This window comes from Paenibacillus sp. J31P13 (genome assembly GCF_056269295.1).
Genome location: NZ_JBWDNR010000002.1, coordinates 928929 through 947710, shown reverse-complemented (window position 1 = coordinate 947710; position 18782 = coordinate 928929). Strand labels below are relative to the sequence as shown.

Below are 18782 nucleotides of genomic sequence, written 5' to 3'. Positions count from 1 at the left end.
ATGTCCGCAAGCAAGATGAATATGGCATAATGTAATATGCTTGTTAGTCGAATTAGGGGATGAATGAGAATGCGGGAGCTATATGATTTGGTTTATTATTATCATGGAAAGCAATATTGTCATCCAAGTTACTGCTGGGGTCCAGGCGTAAAAGATCATTATAAAATACTATTTATCCATAAAGGCAAAGGTACTTATCACATAAATGGCTGTACTTATCACCTCGAGCAAGGCCAAGGCTTCATGGTCTTTCCGGACACAATTTGCTGCATGAAAGCTGATGAAGAGGATCCATGGGTATATTCCTGGATTGCTTTTCAAGGAACTTGTGTAGCGAGTATTTTGGAACAATTGAAGCTCAGTAAAATGAATCCCTGCTTTGAGTTCGCTCCTGCAAATTGGTTTGATTCATGGTTGGATCAATTTACAGAAGCAGATGCACTGCTTACCAATAGTGGTCTCGTTCTTCATGGGTTGCTTTATCAATTAATTGCAGAATGGATCCGACTTCTCTCTGAACCAAGCGTAGAGAATTATGTACCAAAGACGAAAGAGCTATATGTTCGTAAAGCAATCGATTATATTCATAATAATTACTACAACAAAGTGAGCATAACGGAGCTAGCCAAGCTGATTGGCATTGATCGGATCTATCTATCCTCACTCTTCAAAGAGGTTGTTCAACTGTCTCCGCAAACGTATTTATTGCAATACCGAATGGATAAAGCTTGTGATCTCATGAGAAACCCTCAGTTATCCATATCTGATATTTCGCATTCTGTTGGTTATAATGATCCCTTGCTCTTTTCAAAAATGTTCAAAAAAATGAAAGGGCTCTCCCCCACTAGCTACCGTGCACAATATCTATTTACCAGTTCATCACAAACAAGCGCGCAGCGATAAATGACATTAAAGTCACTTATCCGCAGCGCGCTTGAAGCGTTTTTCATATATTTAACGTGATAAATCTTTAACCATCTTAACGTGCGGGATATTCTCCTCCAAAAACACCGTTGAAGCCGTTTCATAGCCCAGTTTTTCATAAAATGGAATGGCTTGAACTTGACCATGCAGCTTTGCTTGCTTTAAGCCTTTTTCAATAGCGATTTCTTCGAGCTCATTCATAATTGTTTTGCCAAGACTATGCATGCGATGCGAAGCTAATACGCAGATTCGCTCAAGCTTAGCCATACCATCCGCTACTCGCATCCTGCCTGTTCCAACAGGCATATTCTCATCATAGACGATAACATGATTACAGATGTCCTCATATTCGTCTAGCTCAACTTCCTCCGCTACACCCTGTTCCTTTACAAACACATTCTTTCTTACTTGAAATGCATCTTCCAATTGTGCCTTTGTTGTTATTCGTTTGATCTCCATTCTTTTACTTTCCTTTCACTTGCTATATTCATGGTACCTTTATGACGAAGTACTATGTTTTCATTATACGGGATTTCGATAAAGAAACAAAAATTATAGCGAAAATCCAAAGTATGACACAAACCATTTAAGGAAATAATTAGACTGATATAATACGTTATTAAAGGAATATAGTGTAAAGTGAGTTGTTAAAAATGATGCAATTATATGGTTGGATGATTGGAAGAACCATACTCGCCTTTATTATTTTAATAATGATATCTAGAATTTTAGGTAAACAAACGATTTCAAATATGACTTTTCATGATTTTGCAACGGGAATTTCAATGGGGGCCATTGCAGCGAATTTAGCCTTCAACTATGAATTTAAAGCCATCTATTTAATAGCTTGTTTGGCAGTCTTAACTGCAATCTCCTTTCTCTCATCTTGGGTGTCCCTTAGATTTCCAAGAACGAGGCATTGGATATCCGGCGCACCAACAGTGATCATCGAAAAAGGTAAAATCCTTGAAGCTAATATGCGAAAAATACACTACACCATGGATTCTCTTAATCAATCACTGAGAGAAAATGATATATTTAATCTCGATGAAGTAGAATTTGCTATTTTAGAGACGAATGGACAGCTCTCTGTAAAAAACCGGGATCCGTTTTTATCAGTAACCAAACAAGATCTGAAGTTGCCAACCATATTGTCAAATGTCCCGATTGAATTGATCATGGACGGCATTATTATGCAAAACAATTTAATGGACAATCAAATCTCTGAAGAATGGCTATTGAAACAAATTAAAAATCGTAATAAAGAGCTAACCGATATCTACTATGCCGTAAAAACGACTACAGGAAAGCTCGTTTTTGATTATTATAAAGATCATATCCATAAACCCATCGATAAAGAATAATGTTGTTGAATCCGTTTAACCTTTACACAAATTAGTGTAAGAATATAGCATATGAGCATGAATCTTTTTCAGGATCCGAATGTTATGCTATAGCTATATTTGATCATAAGAAAGAAAGGCGGAATGATAATGTCTTATTTATCCATTAGTACTTGGAGCTTGCATCGTATCTTAGGCCCTCTTCGCTGGACGGTTTGGAATGCTGGCACGGGGCTTCATGAGACGGTTGAACAGGAACAGCCACAAACCCTTACCCTGTTAGAACTGCCCGCCATTTGCGCAGCAAAAGGCTATCAAGCGCTAGAGGTTTGTCACTTTCATTTCCCAACGACCGATTCGGATTATTTAGAGCAGCTTAGACTTGCCTTTATAGCTGCTGATATACAATTGGATACCTTGTTGTTAGATTACGGCGACTTGACCACAACTGATGAAAATCAAAGATTAGCAGATCTTTCACTCATCCGGAACTGGATAGATATCGCTGCCGAATGCGGTGCGAAACAAATCAGAGTCATTGCTGGTGAGGCTCCTCCAACAGATCTTTCAGCAATCCAGCTAGCGGCTTCCTCTCTATTTGAACTTGCAGAATATGCAGCAACTAGAGGCGTACGCGTGATTACTGAAAATTTTAAACCACTCACATCTACAGCGGAGAGCAGCCTCAAACTGCTTGAGGAAACGGGCGAATTAGTCGGTTTTATTACTGATTTCGGTAATTTCCACGGTCCAAATAAGCTGGATGAAATCGCAGCAACAACGCCAAATAGCGTATCTGTGCATGTAAAGCCAACTTATGATGGGGATGGATATCCAGACGAAGCTGAGCTGATTTCCTACTTGCAACGGGTTGAAGAAACTGGTTTCCAAGGCGCTTATGTTCTCATTTATGATGGTCCAGGCGATATGTGGAGCGGGCTTGATCGTGTCAAAAGGATTGTTGAGCCGTTCATTACTGCAAGGTAGTTCGATTCCAATAAACATGGTTTTTGATTGTATTTGAAACAGAAAAACGATAAATATAAAGGCGATTATGCCAAGTTTTTGATTATTTTCGAGATGTGAATGTTATAAAAAAAAGAGCTGATATCTGCTACTTGGAGTAGTTTTTATCAGCTCTTTGTTTATGCTTATTCAGGTAAGATAGGCACGCGATTTGGAAATGGTTAATCCTATCTTCAATTCAAGATTTTCAATCACTCTATCAATATGTTTACATAACTATTATTATGTTACTATTTGCGCAATCCCCCAGGAATCTTATCGGAAATGTTGTTCATGGCACTTCGTAATTGCTTATTATCGATATGCGTATAGATTTGCGTCGTTTCTATACTTGCATGTCCGAGAAGCTCTTGCAGAGTTCGAATATCTGTACCGCTGCGGATCTGCATGGTTGCAAATGAATGCCTTAGCTTATGGCTTGATAATCTCTTGTCTGCAAGGGAAGGATTTGCTTCCTTGAGCAGTTTTATCGTGTCATCCGCAATCGTTTGAATCATTCGGATGGATAATCGTCTGCCAAATTGCGATACAAAGAAGGGCTGTTCCTTGCCCTGTCGCGATTCTTTTCGTTCCGCCAGTGCATCATTTAAAATGTCCTGAAGCGCAGTTGGAAGCGGGATTACACGCCATTTTCGGCCTTTTCCTAGGATGTGGATGGAGCCGTCTTGATGTAAGTCCTGCACATTCATTCGATGAACTTCTCCGACCCGCAGCCCAGCATAAGACATTAACAGAACGATCGCTACATTTCGAATATAGTATTTTCCTTGTATCGAATGCAGCAAGCCTTCCAGCTCATTTTCCTCTAAATATACAGGAATACGATTTTTCTCTTGCTTTGATTTTGCAATGAGCGCAGCCGGATTTCCTTCCATATGCTCCATTTCTATTAATGCTTTAAAAAATGAGCGAAGCGATGACAGCTTTCGATTACGCGCTTCATCACCTACACCCTTCTCTCGGCATACAGCCATATATCTCATAATGTCCATTTTGGCAATTTTCTTCGTTTCGGTCGGATAAGCTGTTTGAAGAAAATAAGTGACGTCACTCATATAAGCTTGATGGGTTGATTTCGTCATGCCTTTATTTTTCATCCAGATGGAAAATAGCTCAAGCTCAATGCCGTAATTTTCTGTTACCTCATGCTGTCTATTTTGCAAGGAAATTGCCTCCAATAATCGCTTTTATGTATGAAATCTAACCTCCACTACTCTATTATCATAGTCTAAAAGGCTCTTAAAAAGCAAACTGCGTGAAATATGTATTTCACGCAGTTTTTTACCGGCCAATTTCTCTCGTTTTCTCTCAAAAAGCATGATTTATTGGGTATTCTTTGCACCATTATCTGTTATAATCATTTTCACATGAAAATTTATCGGTATTTCGCTAAATTCCTCATCCCAATCATCCTTAACTTGTTGCCAACGTTTCGGATGTTGAATATTTAATCTTGTACCGAATCCTGCGATATCTGTTTTATATTTTTTTTGTATTTTATCCAAGCCTAGCTTAACTATACGTTTAACTTCAGCTTCAGCAGCTTCTTCCATTCTATTGGTAAATGCATTCTTGATAGGTTCATCAGATATCGACCAATCCTCCATAATTCGGCCATTGAACTGAATGTTAACATCAAAGCTAATTTGATTATTGCGGATATGGGAATTAATTTCGCTTTTTAATCGATCCACTTCGAATGAGACAAGCTTATTTGTTTTTTCATCATAGGTTTTAATCATCCCCGCCTTTCCGCTGCCCATTAGAAAAGTAATACCTAACGTTTCTTCTTCATTCAGCAGTCCTTTAAACTTTTGTGTTTTTCCATCAATAACCGCTGAACCGGAAAATTTAGATTCACCTTCCGCTGATACCACATTTTGCAAGGAATAGCTGGAATGTGAATCCATCTTACTCACAATCTGGGTTAATGTCTTCGGAGGCAGGATTTGAAGACTTCGGTAGCGATTATGAATCATATTTGCAAGACGAAACGCAGGAACGGTTGTATTATCGCCTGCTTCTAATGTTTTTCTTGCTTCCCCACTACTCATTAACACCAGCGTGCTTAATCTAATATCATTATCTCTTATGAAAAAATCCAGCAAAGAATTCATGCTTTGATGCTTTGCCAACTGTTGATTAATGACAATTACCTTTAGATGATGACCGATAAGCGGACGTTCCATACGGGTTGAAAATTCTCTGACCATTTGAAAGAGTGAATCACCCGTTTCCGAAATATTTAAATAAGGCTTGGCATCTTGGGAACCGCTCGAATCTTTTTTACCCTCTGACTGTTTATTCACAATTTGTACCGTATAGGATATCAGATTCTTTTTCGGTTGATCATAACCTAATTTATTAAGCTTCCTTTCCAGCTTCGTCTCATTTGCCTCATCCAGCGACATTCCAACATACATACTAAGGTCTTCAATTTCATCCATACTCCAGCAACCCGTTTGTACGGTTAATAAGAGAAAACTCATACTAATAAGTAGAAACCGAAATTTTTTTGTATGTCCCATCATCCTTGTTTGCCTCTCTTCCATTTCGCTATCATCAAAAGGAATATTGGCAGTATGCCAAATAGATAAATTGAACAATTACCAATGAAATTATTCATTATAAATAAATCATTTGTATTTTTCGGAATCATGGTAATCAAGTAAACAATAGGAAGCAATACATACATGCATTTGTTAATTTTCCATTTAAATAATAAGGAAAGACCTAAAGCAGCGGCATAATAGGTTATTGTATAAGTGGAGTATATTTGCATGATCCAAATGACCAGCAGGAAAGAATCATACCTCTCAAAAATCAAGCCAGTGACTTCAAAACTGCGTACTAGATCAATAGTCGGCCATGTTCTTGAAACAACGGCATCAATGGTCATCGAACCAATGACCATAATGACTGTAAAGAGATATATGATTATTGGAATTATCGTTCCATAAACGACCGCCTTAGTTGATTTATCAGGCTTCTTCATAAACGCAGTTAGAATTAATATAATTTCGATACCTGTAAAAGTAAAACTAGTTGTTTGCACGCCCCTTAACACCGGCATGAGACCTTGGCCCAATACGGGACGTAAATTATTTAAGTCAAAATTTTTAAATCCCAAGGCGAGAACAGCCAGATAGATAACAATTGTTATTGGCAAAATAACCTGGAAAAATCGAGCAATCGGATTAATTCCTCCTGTTGCTAAATATAGACTGACCCACATAAACAGCATAACTATCGCCCATGAAGGCGTGCCTTCTAATATAAATAATGTGGTGACTTCACTTAATGCGCGTAATTGAAAAGCTGCAACAACAAAGAAATAAACAATAACAATCAGGCTTAATAATCCGCCCATCCATTTTCCGATAAGCAGCTGATTATACTGATAAAACGTTTGCTCCGGATATATCTTAGATAAACTAGCCATGATCACGCCGGCAATAATGGCTAACAGTCCGCCAATAAAGACAGTCAACCAAACATCTGGTGTTCCCACTTTCTCTACTGTTGTTCTTGGTAATGTTAAAATTCCCGACCCTAGCATAAAATTGGAAATAATAACTGCTGTCTGCACAGTTGTAATTCGATCCTTTACACCAATCAATGCAGACACCCTCTTCCCCTAATCTTATTTACTACTTTTGTCGCTTCGGATTTTTTGTATGAAGCATTTCTGGTCTTTTTTTCATCATAAAGATAGGAACACGCACGATAAAATCCTTAAAATCATTCAGTTTATAAGGTATGGAAGGACTCGCATAATCAACGCCAAAGCTCTTAAGCTTCATCACATGTGCACCTAGTAATAAGCAAAATAAGACAACACCGTATAACCCAAAAGCTGCTGCAAAAAACATAGCAACAAATCGCAGCATACGTAAGGATGTTCCCGCATTATATTGTGGGATAGAGAATGAAGATATCGCAGTAAACGCCACTACAATGACAAGAATAGGGTTAACGATGCCAGCTTGTACGGCTGCTTCTCCGATAATCAGCCCTCCGACGATGCCCATTGCAGGTCCTATAGGTTTGGGGAGTCTAAGTCCAGCCTCCCGCAGAATCTCTATCGCTATTTCCATAATTAAAGCTTCCACAAGTGATGAGAATGGTACACCAACCCTTGCCCCTATAATGGAAATAGCCAATTTGGTTGGAATTAATCCCGGGTGAAAGGAAATAAAGGAAATATACATAGCAGGTGTAAGCAGTGAGAGGATTACTGCGAAAAAACGAAGCATTCTCAGCAGCGAACCGGCTATCCAACGCTCATAATAATCCTCTGGAGATTGTATAAGCATGCTAAAGGTTACAGGAGCGATTAAGACAAAAGGTGTTCCATCAAGGAGTATGGCAACTCTCCCTTCCATTAAAGCACTTATAACTCGATCAGGTCTTTCTGTGCTTTGCACCTGTGGAAATGGACTCAGGTAGTTATCTTCTATCAATTGTTCCACATAGCCGGATTCAAGCACATTGTCGATTTTAATTTTACCAACGCGTTTACGCACCTCATCGACAAGTTCAGTATTCGCTACATCCTTGATATAAGCGATCACAAGCTCCTTTTTAGAACGCACCCCTACTTCCATACTTATAAATGCTAAGCTTGAATCTTCTCCATTCTTTCTTAAGAGCGCCAAATTTTCCATTATTGATTCATTAAATCCAACACGAGGACCTCGAACTAATGACTCTGAAATCGGCTCTTCAATGTTTCTTGTCCTATCTTTATTGGTACCTAAAATAATGATTTCATCTATGCCATGAATCAGAAGTGCTGTCTTTCCTGTTAATACTTTTGATACAACTTCTTCAATAGAGTCTGTCTCTGATATTTGGCTAATTGCCAATACTTGATTGAGTAAAAATGATTTGGTGATTTTATCCGTTTCGATATCAATGGACATCAACGCTTTTAAAATATGTTGATCAATGAGATCACTATCGACCATACCGCTAACAAACACCAGAATAGCTGGAATTCCGGTATTACCCAAGTTAAATTCTCTCAGTGTTACGTCCGTATGATCTTTCATTTGCTCTCTTATATAAGCTGTATTTGCTGTAAATTCATTTGCCATCCTAATCACTCTTCTTCCAGCTTATTAAGCCATTTAAATAGGTTTAAAATAATAAGGGGAATGATAAGCGTAACGACTGCTTGGGCAAACACTTGCCAGTTTGGTATATACAATAGCAATGCTTGTATTGTCAAAGCCCTCACTCCTAACAGCAGCACAATATAGATCAAGATATATTTTGCCTAAAAAAACCATTTTTATGCGAGTGCGTTCTTTATATAAGTAAACAACACAAAAAAAGAGAAGGGTTTCCCCTCCTCCTTGAACTTCATAAATTCAATTATTATAAATCAGTTAAAATTACACCAGCTGGCAGCACGCTCTCTACTTGCTTGCGCACTTCAGGCTTATTCAGCTTATCCCCAAAAATAACAATGGTGCCGTTATCCTCACGCGTACGAATTAATCGTCCAATGCCCTGTCTTAAGCGCAGCAGCATGTATGGCATATCCACCTGCTCGAATGGCGAGCTCGAATCATTTCGTCTAGCAGCAAATAACGGGTCATTTGGAGGGAATGGCAGCTCCCACATCACGACCTGCGAAAGAGATGGACCAGGAATATCGAGTCCTTCCCACAATGTGACCGCACATAAAATGCTAGCTTCGTCTGTTTGGAATTCAGAAATTAGCGTACTAATCTCTCTCGAGCCTTCATATAAGAATCGGAAGTTAGAATAGTCATTACGCTTCTCTGATTCTGATCTGAACTGCTCTAGCTGCTCCATAGATGGAAATAATAACAGCGTTCTTCCGCCTGCAATTTTCAGCAGCTCAAAGGTTTTTTCTATTTTCCCATTTAGATCAATGCTAGTTCCTGCCTTAGGTGCAAGCAGCTTCATTTGCTGCTCATACTCATAAGGTGAAGCGACAGAAAAGGATAAGGCGCTGTCCAAGCCTAAAATATCCATCAAATATTGAAAAGAACCATTAACCGAGAGTGTTGCGGATGAAAACACGATCGGCATTTTCCGAGAGAATACCTGCTCTTTCAATACCTCTTTTACCCATTTCGGCATAATAACGAGTGAAATACCGTCCTTATCCTGGGAAACCCAACTAATCGGCTTGTCTTCTCTTTTGTATAAGGAGAGCGCAAATTGGATCATTTCCAAATGCTCCTCTACGATTTTCAACTGATACGTATCAATCGTATAGAGACCGCTCTCAAATACTAGCTCTTCTTCAATAATGGATAGCGTATCCTGCAATCGATTGATCTCCCGCAGCAATTCTTCGCTCCATATAATTTCTTTCCGTTCGGAAGCAGGAACTTTGATACTATTTTTATTAATCATCTTAAATAAATGTTCGCTTTGCATAATTGCGTCTTCAACAGCAACCGCTAACGTTTCTCGTATTTCTTCTTGAAGCAAACGGATAACGATGCCTTCAAATACAGCATGATTTAGCTTGTAAGTCAGCGCTTGCTGAGCTGCTGTTTCGAGTAAATGACCTTCATCAAATACAACAGAGCTATGATCAGGAAGTAATGGAAGCTGTCCCTCGCGCTTTCTCGCTTCATATGTCCAAACATGCTCCATATAGAAATCATGGGAGCAGATCACAACATCTGCTGCTTTGCGGTAATGATCACGAGATAAGGTTTGTCCACAGCGATGTCTACGATCGCATACCATACAATCTTGGAAGACATCCCAGCCAAGCTTATTCCATTGCTCATCGTTCAGAGCAGGATATTCCTTGCGATTTCCGTAGGGATGAAAGGTTTGCATGGAGTCAGGCTTATATACAAAGCTAGGCAATTCTTGATAAATGCCTTCAAACAGCCCTGCATCATCCTGTCCGGATCTCGCATCCTCTAATTTATTTAGACAAATATACTGATCAGCAGATTTTCCTAATCTCGCATCTATCGTTAAATCCAAGTAACGAGCTAGCTTTGCAATATCCCCTTCGGGCTTGACTAGCTGCTCGATTAACGACTCATCAGCACATGCGATTATGGCTGGCTTCCTTGTATAACGCGCATAACTGATCGCATACAACAAGTAAACAAGTGTTTTACCCGTTCCTACACCAGCTTCTGCGAAAATCGTTTGCTTTTCAGCGAAAGCTCGCTCTAGCTGAAAGGCCATATATATTTGTTCATCTCGAATCTCAAATCCCGCTTCAGGCAGCTTTTCATAAAAAACATCAGCAATCCAATCGCTTGCCTGCTGGATAAACGGTTGTTTCGGGTCAAACTCAAATGGATAATTGTTCACGATGGCTTGCCTCCATGTAGTAGGCACAAACGGCTACGTGAGAACACGCAGCCGTTTTGTGGGATTCCTGTACTAAGCATACTTTTCAATATACCACATGATGCTGTAATACGTCAAAGTATGCTAGACATGTCAGCTGACAATACGCTATTCAATCCATTTAATAAGAAGCGGGTTCTTATCAAGAATCGACTCATACTGTTCTTTCCAGCCGTAGATGGCATCAGGATCAAGCTTTTTATAGCGATCATATTTATGAATGCGGTCCTTCTCTCTTGCCCAGCCCCAATGCTTTACTCTTAGACTCGATGTCTTAGGCGGAACTGAATAAATATTTTGCGGGAATCGACCACAGTGCTGAGGCGTTTGTTTCCATTCATAGGGATAGCCTGCTACATATCTCAACAGAAACGGACGGTATACGGAATGTGCGTTCCAATAGCTATCCTCGCGATACTGATCCTGTGACCAAAAATCATATAGCCGGAATAAATATACATAGGCATCGGGGTCTTGTAGCAACTGAGGTAGCTCATCCTTGAATCGATCTTCAAAATATTCATCTGCATCCATATTCAGAATCCATTGCGGTGAAATGCGGATGGTTTCCTCCCATTGCTGCGTACGGAGCTTAACCTCATTATGAAATTGGGATTGTTCATTCTTAATATAGGTTAGCGGTATACCCGCCAAGCACTCTCGTACTATCTCTTCGGTATGATCTGTACTGCCATCGTCAATAATGACGGCATGGTCAATATATTCACGGTGATGCTGGAGTGCGTCATGCAAGTAACGATCGCCTTCATTTTTTACAATCATGGAAAGTGTGAGCTTGGGACTGGCGCTAGGTGTATGAATCGTAACCTGACTCGGTATGAATGCTGTATTCGTCATAGACACATTGCTGCCTGTAGATTCCATAAACAAATTCGCACGTATAAGATCTGAATCTCTATAGATATGAAACGCCGGATAATGGGTGTCAACATGCAAACGAAGACCAAGAGCAATCGCCCGAACGCAGAAATGACGATCCTCTCCCCAAAAGGATAAATTCGATATGGTCCGAAAGGAAATGTCCTTCTCTAATGCAGATTGAGAAATCAAGGTGCAAGCACCTAAACCACCGACCTCAAATATGCCGGGTATTCTTAGCATGACAATAAATTGAGCTGCTGCTTCCGCGTCTGCTCCTGCACTCATGGTTCGATCATTTTGAAAGGGCCAATAGGTATCTTTTAACCAAACCTGTGGCAATTCCATCGTTCCAGGCTGCCATTGCGTCCAAAAAATAGTTGAAATAATGTCTTTCTCTGATGTTATAAGGGATTCGAGTGCTTTTGGATGGAGTAATAGATCGGAGTCAATAAGAAATAGTCCGTCATAATTCTGATCTCGTGCCGCGGCAATGATCCCGTCTTTCCAGCTAGCTATTTTGTCGATAATTTCATTAGTCCAATAATGCGTGTGTTCATCACGCGTATATGCTGTCACAGCATTTTCGCCTTTGAGAACGGTCGCTTGAACGCCTGCTTCTTCTTGTCTATCCCGAATAAAGTCTTGCAGTAATTGAGATGACTCCTCGGAATCATTGTCATCAATAAAATAATAATCAATACGGCAATCACTCACCGTTAGTCTTTTTAATGAATCGAAAAAATAGTGTAAAATAGCCGGCTTCTGACGAATAGGACTTCCTATTAGTATGCGCTTCAACGAATTGCCCCCTTAACCCGCAGAAATAGCATCGGAATGTTAATCTTTATGAAGCATATGCATGGATTATGCGGAATGTACATAATTCTGGCCAGAATAGGAGCAGGTGAAATAGACAAGATGAGAACTTGGAATTTAAAAGGGCTATTGTACGCTCTACTCTTTCTTTGTTTTGCTGACGCCGCTTTTACAGATTTCGGACTGCGTTTGGAGCTCATCGAAGAGCTTAATCCGCTCGTAAAAGGGATTTATGATTGGAACATTGCTGCCTACTACGTTACGAAGCTGCTTCTCCCCCTACTCCTTATTTTCATTTATAGTCATTTAAAAAGGAGAGTATGGATTAATCCATTCATGCTCCTAGCTCTTTTTCTATATTTCATTGTTAACATCTATCATTTGGTCTGGATTTATTTGGGCTTAGAAAGCGGTCAATTGACCTTTAGCCTCGTATAGACAAAAATCCTTTATCTCTAAAATGTTCAGTGTATAATATGAGTAGCTGTTCTACTGTATTGTCATTGGGAGTATGAAGGAGTTTGTTGCACATGATCGATGCAAGACCGCCCCTTACCATAACTTTAATCAAATTCACTCTTAAATGGATGCTTCTTGCAGGCTTGGTTGGCATCTTAATCGGTTCCATTTGCGCGTTGTTCCTCGTCAGCTTGGACTGGGTGACTCAAAGCCGAATGAGTAATCCCTGGCTCCTATGGCTGCTGCCCGTTGGCGGTGCAGTCGTAGCTTACCTCTATAAGAAAGTTGGAGGAGAAGCTGGGAAAGGCAATAATCTCATTATTGAACAAATCCATTCCGGCAATGGTATTGTCCCTCTGCGCATGACGCCTCTCGTGCTCTTCGGCACATTAGTAACTCACTTGCTGGGTGGATCTGCTGGTCGTGAAGGTACAGCCGTACAAATGGGAGGAAGCTTATCTGCGTGGCTGGGGAAACTTTTCAAGCTCAACTCGCTTAATCGTAAAATTATTCTGATGTGCGGGATTAGCGGAGGGTTTGGTGCGGTTTTCGGAACACCTCTTGCAGGAACTGTATTTGGGCTAGAGGTACTTGCAGTAGGTGCGATCAGCTATGAAGCTATGCTTCCTTGCTTTATTGCAAGCTACGCAGGTCATTTAGTCACAACTGCATGGGGCGTTCACCATGTCCAGTTCCAGATGGGGGCAGTCCCTCCTTTGGAATTGTTTTTTCTCTTGAAAATCATTGCAGCTTTTATTTTATTCGGATGCGCGTCCTATCTCTTTATCAAGCTTACTGGCAAGGTTAAAGTTGTGTTTAGCAAATGGTTCCCAAATCCTGTTATAAAAGCATTTATAGGCGGTATCCTTATCATTTCTCTTGTTTATGCCCTTGGTACGAGAGATTATTTAGGCCTAGGTATTCCGCTCATTCAGCAATCTTTTCAAGATGCAGTCTCTCCTCTTGCCTTTTTATTAAAAACGTTATTTACCTCCATCACCCTTGGGACAGGCTATATAGGGGGAGAAGTAACACCGCTATTCGTCATTGGTTCAACGCTTGGCAGCGCTCTCGGAGGCTTATTCGCTGTCTCTGTACCTTTTCTCGCGGCAATAGGCTTCGTCTCTGTATTTAGCGGCGCAGCAAAAACACCTATTGCATGCTTTATCATGGGAATAGAATTATTCGGCTCAGAAGGTGCTATTTATTTGTTTATGGGTTGTATGATCAGCTATCTCTTCTCAGGTCGAGAACGAATTTACGAAGCTCAAAAGGTAAGAACACCAGAGTAAAGCATAGCTTTACGTACATAGCTTCAATAAAAAAAAGCCTGCATCTCGGTTAAGAGAAGCAGGCTTTTCGGTTTTAGAAATAAACGACATAGATGATTGCTGCAAGCACGATTCGATAAATCGCAAATGGTACGAGCTTAACTCGGTTAATGAGCTTCAAGAAGAAGCGAATCGAGATGAGGGCAAATACAAATGCACTCACAAATCCGGCGATAAAAAAGGGTAAGTAGTCCATCGTGAAGTACTCCCAGTTTTTAGCTAAAGATAATACACTTGCTCCCGCCATGATCGGTACAGCCATTATAAATGTGAAATCAGCTGCGGCGCGATGACTCATTCCAAGCAATACGCCTCCGGAGATCGTGGAACCTGAACGAGAGAATCCCGGCCACAGTGATAAACATTGAATGAGCCCTACTGAAAGAGCCTGCTTATAGGTAATTTGATCCACCGTATCAATTTTAGCCACTTTGGGTCTAAGCTTGTCAGCGAAAATCATAAATACCGCACCGATCACCAGTCCTACAAGCACCGTTTCGATAGAAAACAAATGCTCGTCGATGTAATCATCAAACAGAAGACCAATCACTCCTGCAGGTAATAGACCTACGATAACATGTGTGAGCTTAAGTTTTTTCTGAGGAACCGCTGAAGCTTGTCCATTGTCCTGTTTGCCACGGTCTAAGCCTAGCATTTCAATGAAACGATTGCGGAAAATGATTAATACGGCTAGGATCGATCCAAGTTGAATGACGATTTTAAACGTGTTTGCTGCATACTTTTCTTTGAAAAATTGCTCCGAGTGCAGCCATAAATCATCTACGATGACCATATGACCGGTTGAGGATACAGGAGCAAACTCCGTTAATCCTTCTACAATGCCCAAAATGATTGCTTTCAAAATTGTCAAAAAATCCATCGAGCTCTAATCTCCCAACTACGTGTATGATAGAAAATCAATAAAAAACATGGCCATTTCATATCCTATCATAAAACGATCCCACCCTACAAATCAATAGCTCCTAAGCGCTGAAATCAACCGAAGCGTTGGCGGTAACCGCATTTTCTGCATAATTCTTCTACGGCTTCTCTTCGGGAGAATCCTTCATAAAGGTTGGTCGAACGCTCATTTTCTATAATTTCGGAGAAATGCGTGTCATGAATATTGCCGAGATTAATAACGCCCTCTCCATCTAAGCAGCAAGGAATAACGGTTCCGTCTATAAGGATGCCGGCTTGATTACGCAGCGCATGGCAGAAGCCTTTACCGTCGTCCTCTGGCTCCTTTAAGTCTGGCCATTTGAATTCAGGGTCCTGATTCAGATAAATGCGCTCTGCAATTTTGACACCTGAACCTGGAATGAACTTTTCTTCAATTTTGTAATCCAGATCAAATGCCTTTTCGATCATACCAAGCAGCTCACGGTTTTTGTTCTTCTGTTGATTCGTTTCATTATCCATATCCAAATTCCATAATCGGAATGAGATGATAATATTACTGCTGGCTACCGCTTCCTTGACGAAAGCTAATATTTCTGCGAGATAACCTTCTTTGTTCGTAGAGCCTGCATGTCCATCAAAGCTATGCAACGAGAAGTTAATTTGGCGAAGAGCTGGCTTATTGAGCAGTTTTTCTTTATTTTTTGTAATTAGCGTACCGTTAGACGTAATATTTACTTTAAAGCCCTTCTCATGGGCGATATCAAGCAATACATCCATCTTAGGATGAAGCATCGGTTCACCCTTCACATGAAAATAAATATAGTCCGTATGCGGTTTTATTTGATCCAATGTTTTGATAAAATCCTCTACCTGTATAAATCCTTTAGCACGCAAAGTTGGCGGACAAAAGCTGCATGACAAATTGCATATGCTTGTTGTTTCTATATAAAACTTTTTGAACTTTTTCATCTTTTACTTTACTCCATTCCCCGTTGTCGCAGAGAGCGATATTCGCTCAAGCTTCTATACATTCCGTTATAGCCTATCGCTATTATACAACGACAGACTGTGAAGTGACAAAAAAGGAATAAGATGAACCATCTTACTCCACTTTGCCCTCGTGATCCATCTCTGCTGCTTGAACACCATTTTCTATAAACCGTCCCTTTAATTGTGCAGAAGGCAGCATGCATACCTCCTGACGTCCGAACCAGCGGTATCGATTTCGAGCTATCCAATCATAAACTAGATTTCGCAAAGGGCGAGGCACAATAATAAAGACATAGAACAATGGCCAAAAGCCGCCTAATTGGCGCAAGACACGCAGCGCCGCTGTTGATTTTATGAAATATTGCCCGTTTTCGACCATAACAAACGTATCTAGATCGCCAGTAGGCATTCCGCCACTTATCAGAAACTGTTGGCCAGCCTTCGATTGAAGCGAAGCGAATTGAAAGATTCCGACTTTATCTCGTTTCACAATAAAACGTGTTATGTCATTGCAGAGCAAGCATTGTCCGTCGATGAGCAGCACGGAAGTCACAGACGGCTTCTTCTTCCTAGAAGTGAGTTTTCCCATGAACTCATCCCCTTTCCTCTTTCATCTATTATAATCGCTTACTCAGCTAGCTGGCAGTTCCAAATTTTCTAGTACAACAGTTAAGGGAGTACTACGTTATGTAGTACCCCCAATCGCTACTCCTTGTCATGATGCTGGAATAGACCTCTTCTTCTGACTTTCTCAACAGCCTCTTTGCTGCTTTTCACGCCAAATTTCTTTAATATTTTGTTAACTTGATTTTTGAGAGTGCTCTCTGCTTTATACAGCTTCTTCTCGATTTGGGATTGCGTATACCCCGCTTCAATCAGCTCAAATACTTCACGCTCTGCCGGCGTTAAATCCTTCAATTGCTCCTCACGCTTTAGCCTTGTTAGTTCCTTAAGCAGTGCTTCCATCGGAGCGGAATGGTGATAAGCGCTCCGTATCGCTTGCGGCAGCTCCTTGTAACGAGTTTTCTCTAAATAATGTACAGCGCCTGCAGTAAAGGCCTGTGTCATTGTTTCCTCATCATTTAATGATGTCAGCATAATGATCTTCGCTTTTGAAAGTTCGCTCATCAGAATCGCTGTTTGTATGCCGTCCAGCACGCTTCCTTCAAGTCCAATGTCCATTAGTATAATATCTATAGTAATGCTTTGAGCAAGGCTGAGCGCTTCGCTCCCCTGTGCAGCAGTACCAACGACAAGTATATCCTCTTCTCGATTTAAGAATGCCGTAATCGCTTTAATCCAATCCGCATCATCCTCAACGATAAACACTTTGATATGACTCATAAACACCCTCCCTGCCTATCTCCTATAATCTTTTTTTTAGGCCAAAATAAGGAGGCTCGCGCTCCACCGCCATCTCTAGGTGTAAGTTCAGCGCTGCCGCCGCTCTTCTGCATCACATTGTAAACATAGGACAAGCCCAGGCCAAAATTACGACCTGTTTTGCCGCTGCTAAAGAATGGCTCGAACTCTTGTCCTCGCTTGTCAGCCGCAAGTCCTATTCCGCGATCCAGTACGGATAGTTCTAGCCCTTTTTTATGCGAATGAAGCTGTACATCAATTACACCGCCCTCAGGCATTGCTTCACATGCATTCATTAACACATTGCCGATGGCCTCACTAATATGTATCCTATCGCATACAACTACGGGCCGTATCATATATGCAGTCTGGACTACGATTTCTTGAGAAGATAATAGCGTTTCATGCTGCTTGATACACTGATCTATCAGCTCGTGAAGGAAAACTGGCTCCTCTTTGAGCGTTATCGTTTTCATTTGACTGTGCATCCTGGACACCATAGCTAGCATATGATTGGAAGCATTCGTAATAATCTGCATATGCTGTTGTGTTTGTTCATCATCCTCAGGAAAAATACTTCTTAAATTTTCTGTGCTAATCGAAATCTTAGCAATCTCATTTTTAATCGTATGATTAAGCATCGTCGTACCGGAGCTGACTGCTTTCATCGTGCTTTGAAGAGGATCATGCTCAATGCGAACTCTTACACCTAGCACCCCATATATAAAGGTACAAAAAAAGGCAACAGCTAGCGAGTAAATAATAAAAACCGAAATATAGTTAAAAAAATCAAATTGGGGTGAAAACACCTTCGTGAAGTAGATAAATAGGAGTACAGCAAGCAGAGTAGGCACCATTATTATCGACGTTATAAATCGATTGCGACGAAGCCGAGCATCACGCTCTCTCCAAAATGAGAGTATAAGCAAATAACAGGAAATAAGAAAATAAGGAGCTGTCCACAATAATAGTAGTATGAAAACTGACCTGGAATTGGTGAACGACAAGGATACTGCTGCCATCACTAGTACAGGAAGAAACAAAACCAACTTCCAATATCGCTTCCAATATCGTCCTATTCGTGATTTCTCAAATGAGACTCCTGCATATACAATGCTAAATATAAGAATGCAATAAGGCGTGCATGATAAGTTGAGAAATTGTAGAATACTAGCTGTTGTTGCGTAACCAAGCTCAGTCAGCATATCAGTAAGGCCGCCAACGGATGAGAAAAATAAGAATAAAGCAATCCAATGATTCATCGTATTCCGCGGGTTGTTAAACATAACAATTACAGCTGCTAGAAATAAAGCTATAAAGTAATAGATCATGCTACTATACCTGCCCTGTCAACATTTGATATCTCTATCGTAACATTTTT

Annotated in this window: 18 protein-coding genes; 5 read left to right on the top strand and 13 right to left on the bottom strand. The window is 40.5% G+C overall.

Features of this window, described 5'->3' with window-relative positions; translation table 11 throughout:
* Positions 1 to 69: 69 nt before the first annotated feature.
* Positions 70 to 903 (top strand): AraC family transcriptional regulator, encoded by an 834-nt coding sequence (locus AC0YOD_RS10640; protein ID WP_475799232.1) that lies wholly within the window; start codon positions 70 to 72, stop codon positions 901 to 903.
* A 51-nt stretch (positions 904 to 954) separates the two neighbouring features.
* Here the strand turns inward: AC0YOD_RS10640 and AC0YOD_RS10635 are convergent, their stop codons facing one another.
* On the bottom strand, positions 955 to 1383 hold the full coding sequence (locus AC0YOD_RS10635; RefSeq protein WP_475799231.1) for a GNAT family N-acetyltransferase: 429 nt from the start codon (positions 1381 to 1383) through the stop codon (positions 955 to 957).
* A 215-nt stretch (positions 1384 to 1598) separates the two neighbouring features.
* On the opposite strand from AC0YOD_RS10635, the gene AC0YOD_RS10630 reads away from it, so the two are divergent.
* Positions 1599 to 2288, top strand: a complete 690-nt coding sequence (locus AC0YOD_RS10630; protein ID WP_475799230.1) for a DUF421 domain-containing protein — start codon at positions 1599 to 1601, stop codon at positions 2286 to 2288.
* Between the two features lie 129 nt (positions 2289 to 2417).
* A complete protein-coding gene (locus AC0YOD_RS10625) occupies positions 2418 to 3254 on the top strand; it encodes a sugar phosphate isomerase/epimerase family protein (protein ID WP_475799229.1) in 837 nt (278 codons plus the stop codon).
* A 269-nt stretch (positions 3255 to 3523) separates the two neighbouring features.
* Here the strand turns inward: AC0YOD_RS10625 and AC0YOD_RS10620 are convergent, their stop codons facing one another.
* The 7 genes from AC0YOD_RS10620 to AC0YOD_RS10590 all read right to left on the bottom strand — a co-directional run bounded on the left by AC0YOD_RS10620 (position 3524) and on the right by AC0YOD_RS10590 (position 12338).
* Positions 3524 to 4456: a tyrosine-type recombinase/integrase gene (locus AC0YOD_RS10620; protein WP_475799228.1), complete on the bottom strand. Its 933-nt coding sequence runs from the start codon at positions 4454 to 4456 to the stop codon at positions 3524 to 3526.
* Between the two features lie 159 nt (positions 4457 to 4615).
* Positions 4616 to 5821: a Ger(x)C family spore germination protein gene (locus AC0YOD_RS10615; RefSeq protein ID WP_475799353.1), complete on the bottom strand. Its 1206-nt coding sequence runs from the start codon at positions 5819 to 5821 to the stop codon at positions 4616 to 4618.
* Positions 5821 to 6921, bottom strand: a complete 1101-nt coding sequence (locus tag AC0YOD_RS10610) for a spore germination protein (RefSeq protein ID WP_475799227.1) — start codon at positions 6919 to 6921, stop codon at positions 5821 to 5823. The genes AC0YOD_RS10615 and AC0YOD_RS10610 overlap by 1 nt, the downstream gene beginning before the upstream one ends.
* A 22-nt stretch (positions 6922 to 6943) precedes the next feature.
* Positions 6944 to 8401, bottom strand: a complete 1458-nt coding sequence (locus AC0YOD_RS10605; RefSeq protein ID WP_475799226.1) for a spore germination protein — start codon at positions 8399 to 8401, stop codon at positions 6944 to 6946.
* Complete coding sequence (locus AC0YOD_RS10600; protein ID WP_475799225.1) at positions 8398 to 8526, bottom strand: hypothetical protein; 129 nt, start codon at positions 8524 to 8526, stop codon at positions 8398 to 8400. The genes AC0YOD_RS10605 and AC0YOD_RS10600 overlap by 4 nt, the downstream gene beginning before the upstream one ends.
* 149 nt (positions 8527 to 8675) lie before the next feature.
* The gene (locus AC0YOD_RS10595) at positions 8676 to 10619 is read right to left on the bottom strand and encodes an ATP-dependent DNA helicase (RefSeq protein WP_475799352.1); all 1944 of its coding nucleotides are present in this window, start codon (positions 10617 to 10619) and stop codon (positions 8676 to 8678) included.
* A gap of 147 nt (positions 10620 to 10766) precedes the next feature.
* Complete coding sequence (locus AC0YOD_RS10590; protein ID WP_475799224.1) at positions 10767 to 12338, bottom strand: glycosyltransferase; 1572 nt, start codon at positions 12336 to 12338, stop codon at positions 10767 to 10769.
* A 75-nt stretch (positions 12339 to 12413) separates the two neighbouring features.
* Here AC0YOD_RS10590 and AC0YOD_RS10585 point away from each other — a divergent pair, with 75 nt between their 5' ends.
* On the top strand, positions 12414 to 12794 hold the full coding sequence (locus AC0YOD_RS10585) for a DUF5658 family protein (RefSeq protein ID WP_475799223.1): 381 nt from the start codon (positions 12414 to 12416) through the stop codon (positions 12792 to 12794).
* Positions 12795 to 12886: 92 nt separating this feature from the next.
* Complete coding sequence (locus tag AC0YOD_RS10580; protein WP_475799222.1) at positions 12887 to 14107, top strand: voltage-gated chloride channel family protein; 1221 nt, start codon at positions 12887 to 12889, stop codon at positions 14105 to 14107.
* Positions 14108 to 14180: 73 nt separating this feature from the next.
* Here the strand turns inward: AC0YOD_RS10580 and AC0YOD_RS10575 are convergent, their stop codons facing one another.
* The 5 genes from AC0YOD_RS10575 to AC0YOD_RS10555 all read right to left on the bottom strand — a co-directional run bounded on the left by AC0YOD_RS10575 (position 14181) and on the right by AC0YOD_RS10555 (position 18732).
* Positions 14181 to 15026: an undecaprenyl-diphosphate phosphatase gene (locus AC0YOD_RS10575; protein ID WP_475799221.1), complete on the bottom strand. Its 846-nt coding sequence runs from the start codon at positions 15024 to 15026 to the stop codon at positions 14181 to 14183.
* Between the two features lie 116 nt (positions 15027 to 15142).
* Complete coding sequence (locus tag AC0YOD_RS10570; RefSeq protein WP_475799220.1) at positions 15143 to 16018, bottom strand: radical SAM/SPASM domain-containing protein; 876 nt, start codon at positions 16016 to 16018, stop codon at positions 15143 to 15145.
* A 133-nt stretch (positions 16019 to 16151) separates the two neighbouring features.
* Complete coding sequence (locus tag AC0YOD_RS10565; RefSeq protein ID WP_475799219.1) at positions 16152 to 16628, bottom strand: thiol-disulfide oxidoreductase DCC family protein; 477 nt, start codon at positions 16626 to 16628, stop codon at positions 16152 to 16154.
* Positions 16629 to 16744: 116 nt separating this feature from the next.
* Positions 16745 to 17383, bottom strand: a complete 639-nt coding sequence (locus AC0YOD_RS10560) for a response regulator transcription factor (protein ID WP_475799218.1) — start codon at positions 17381 to 17383, stop codon at positions 16745 to 16747.
* Positions 17380 to 18732 carry an ATP-binding protein gene (locus AC0YOD_RS10555; RefSeq protein ID WP_475799217.1) on the bottom strand — a complete coding sequence of 451 codons (1353 nt, stop codon included), beginning with the start codon at positions 18730 to 18732 and terminating at the stop codon, positions 17380 to 17382. The genes AC0YOD_RS10560 and AC0YOD_RS10555 overlap by 4 nt, the downstream gene beginning before the upstream one ends.
* Positions 18733 to 18782: the final 50 nt, after the last annotated feature.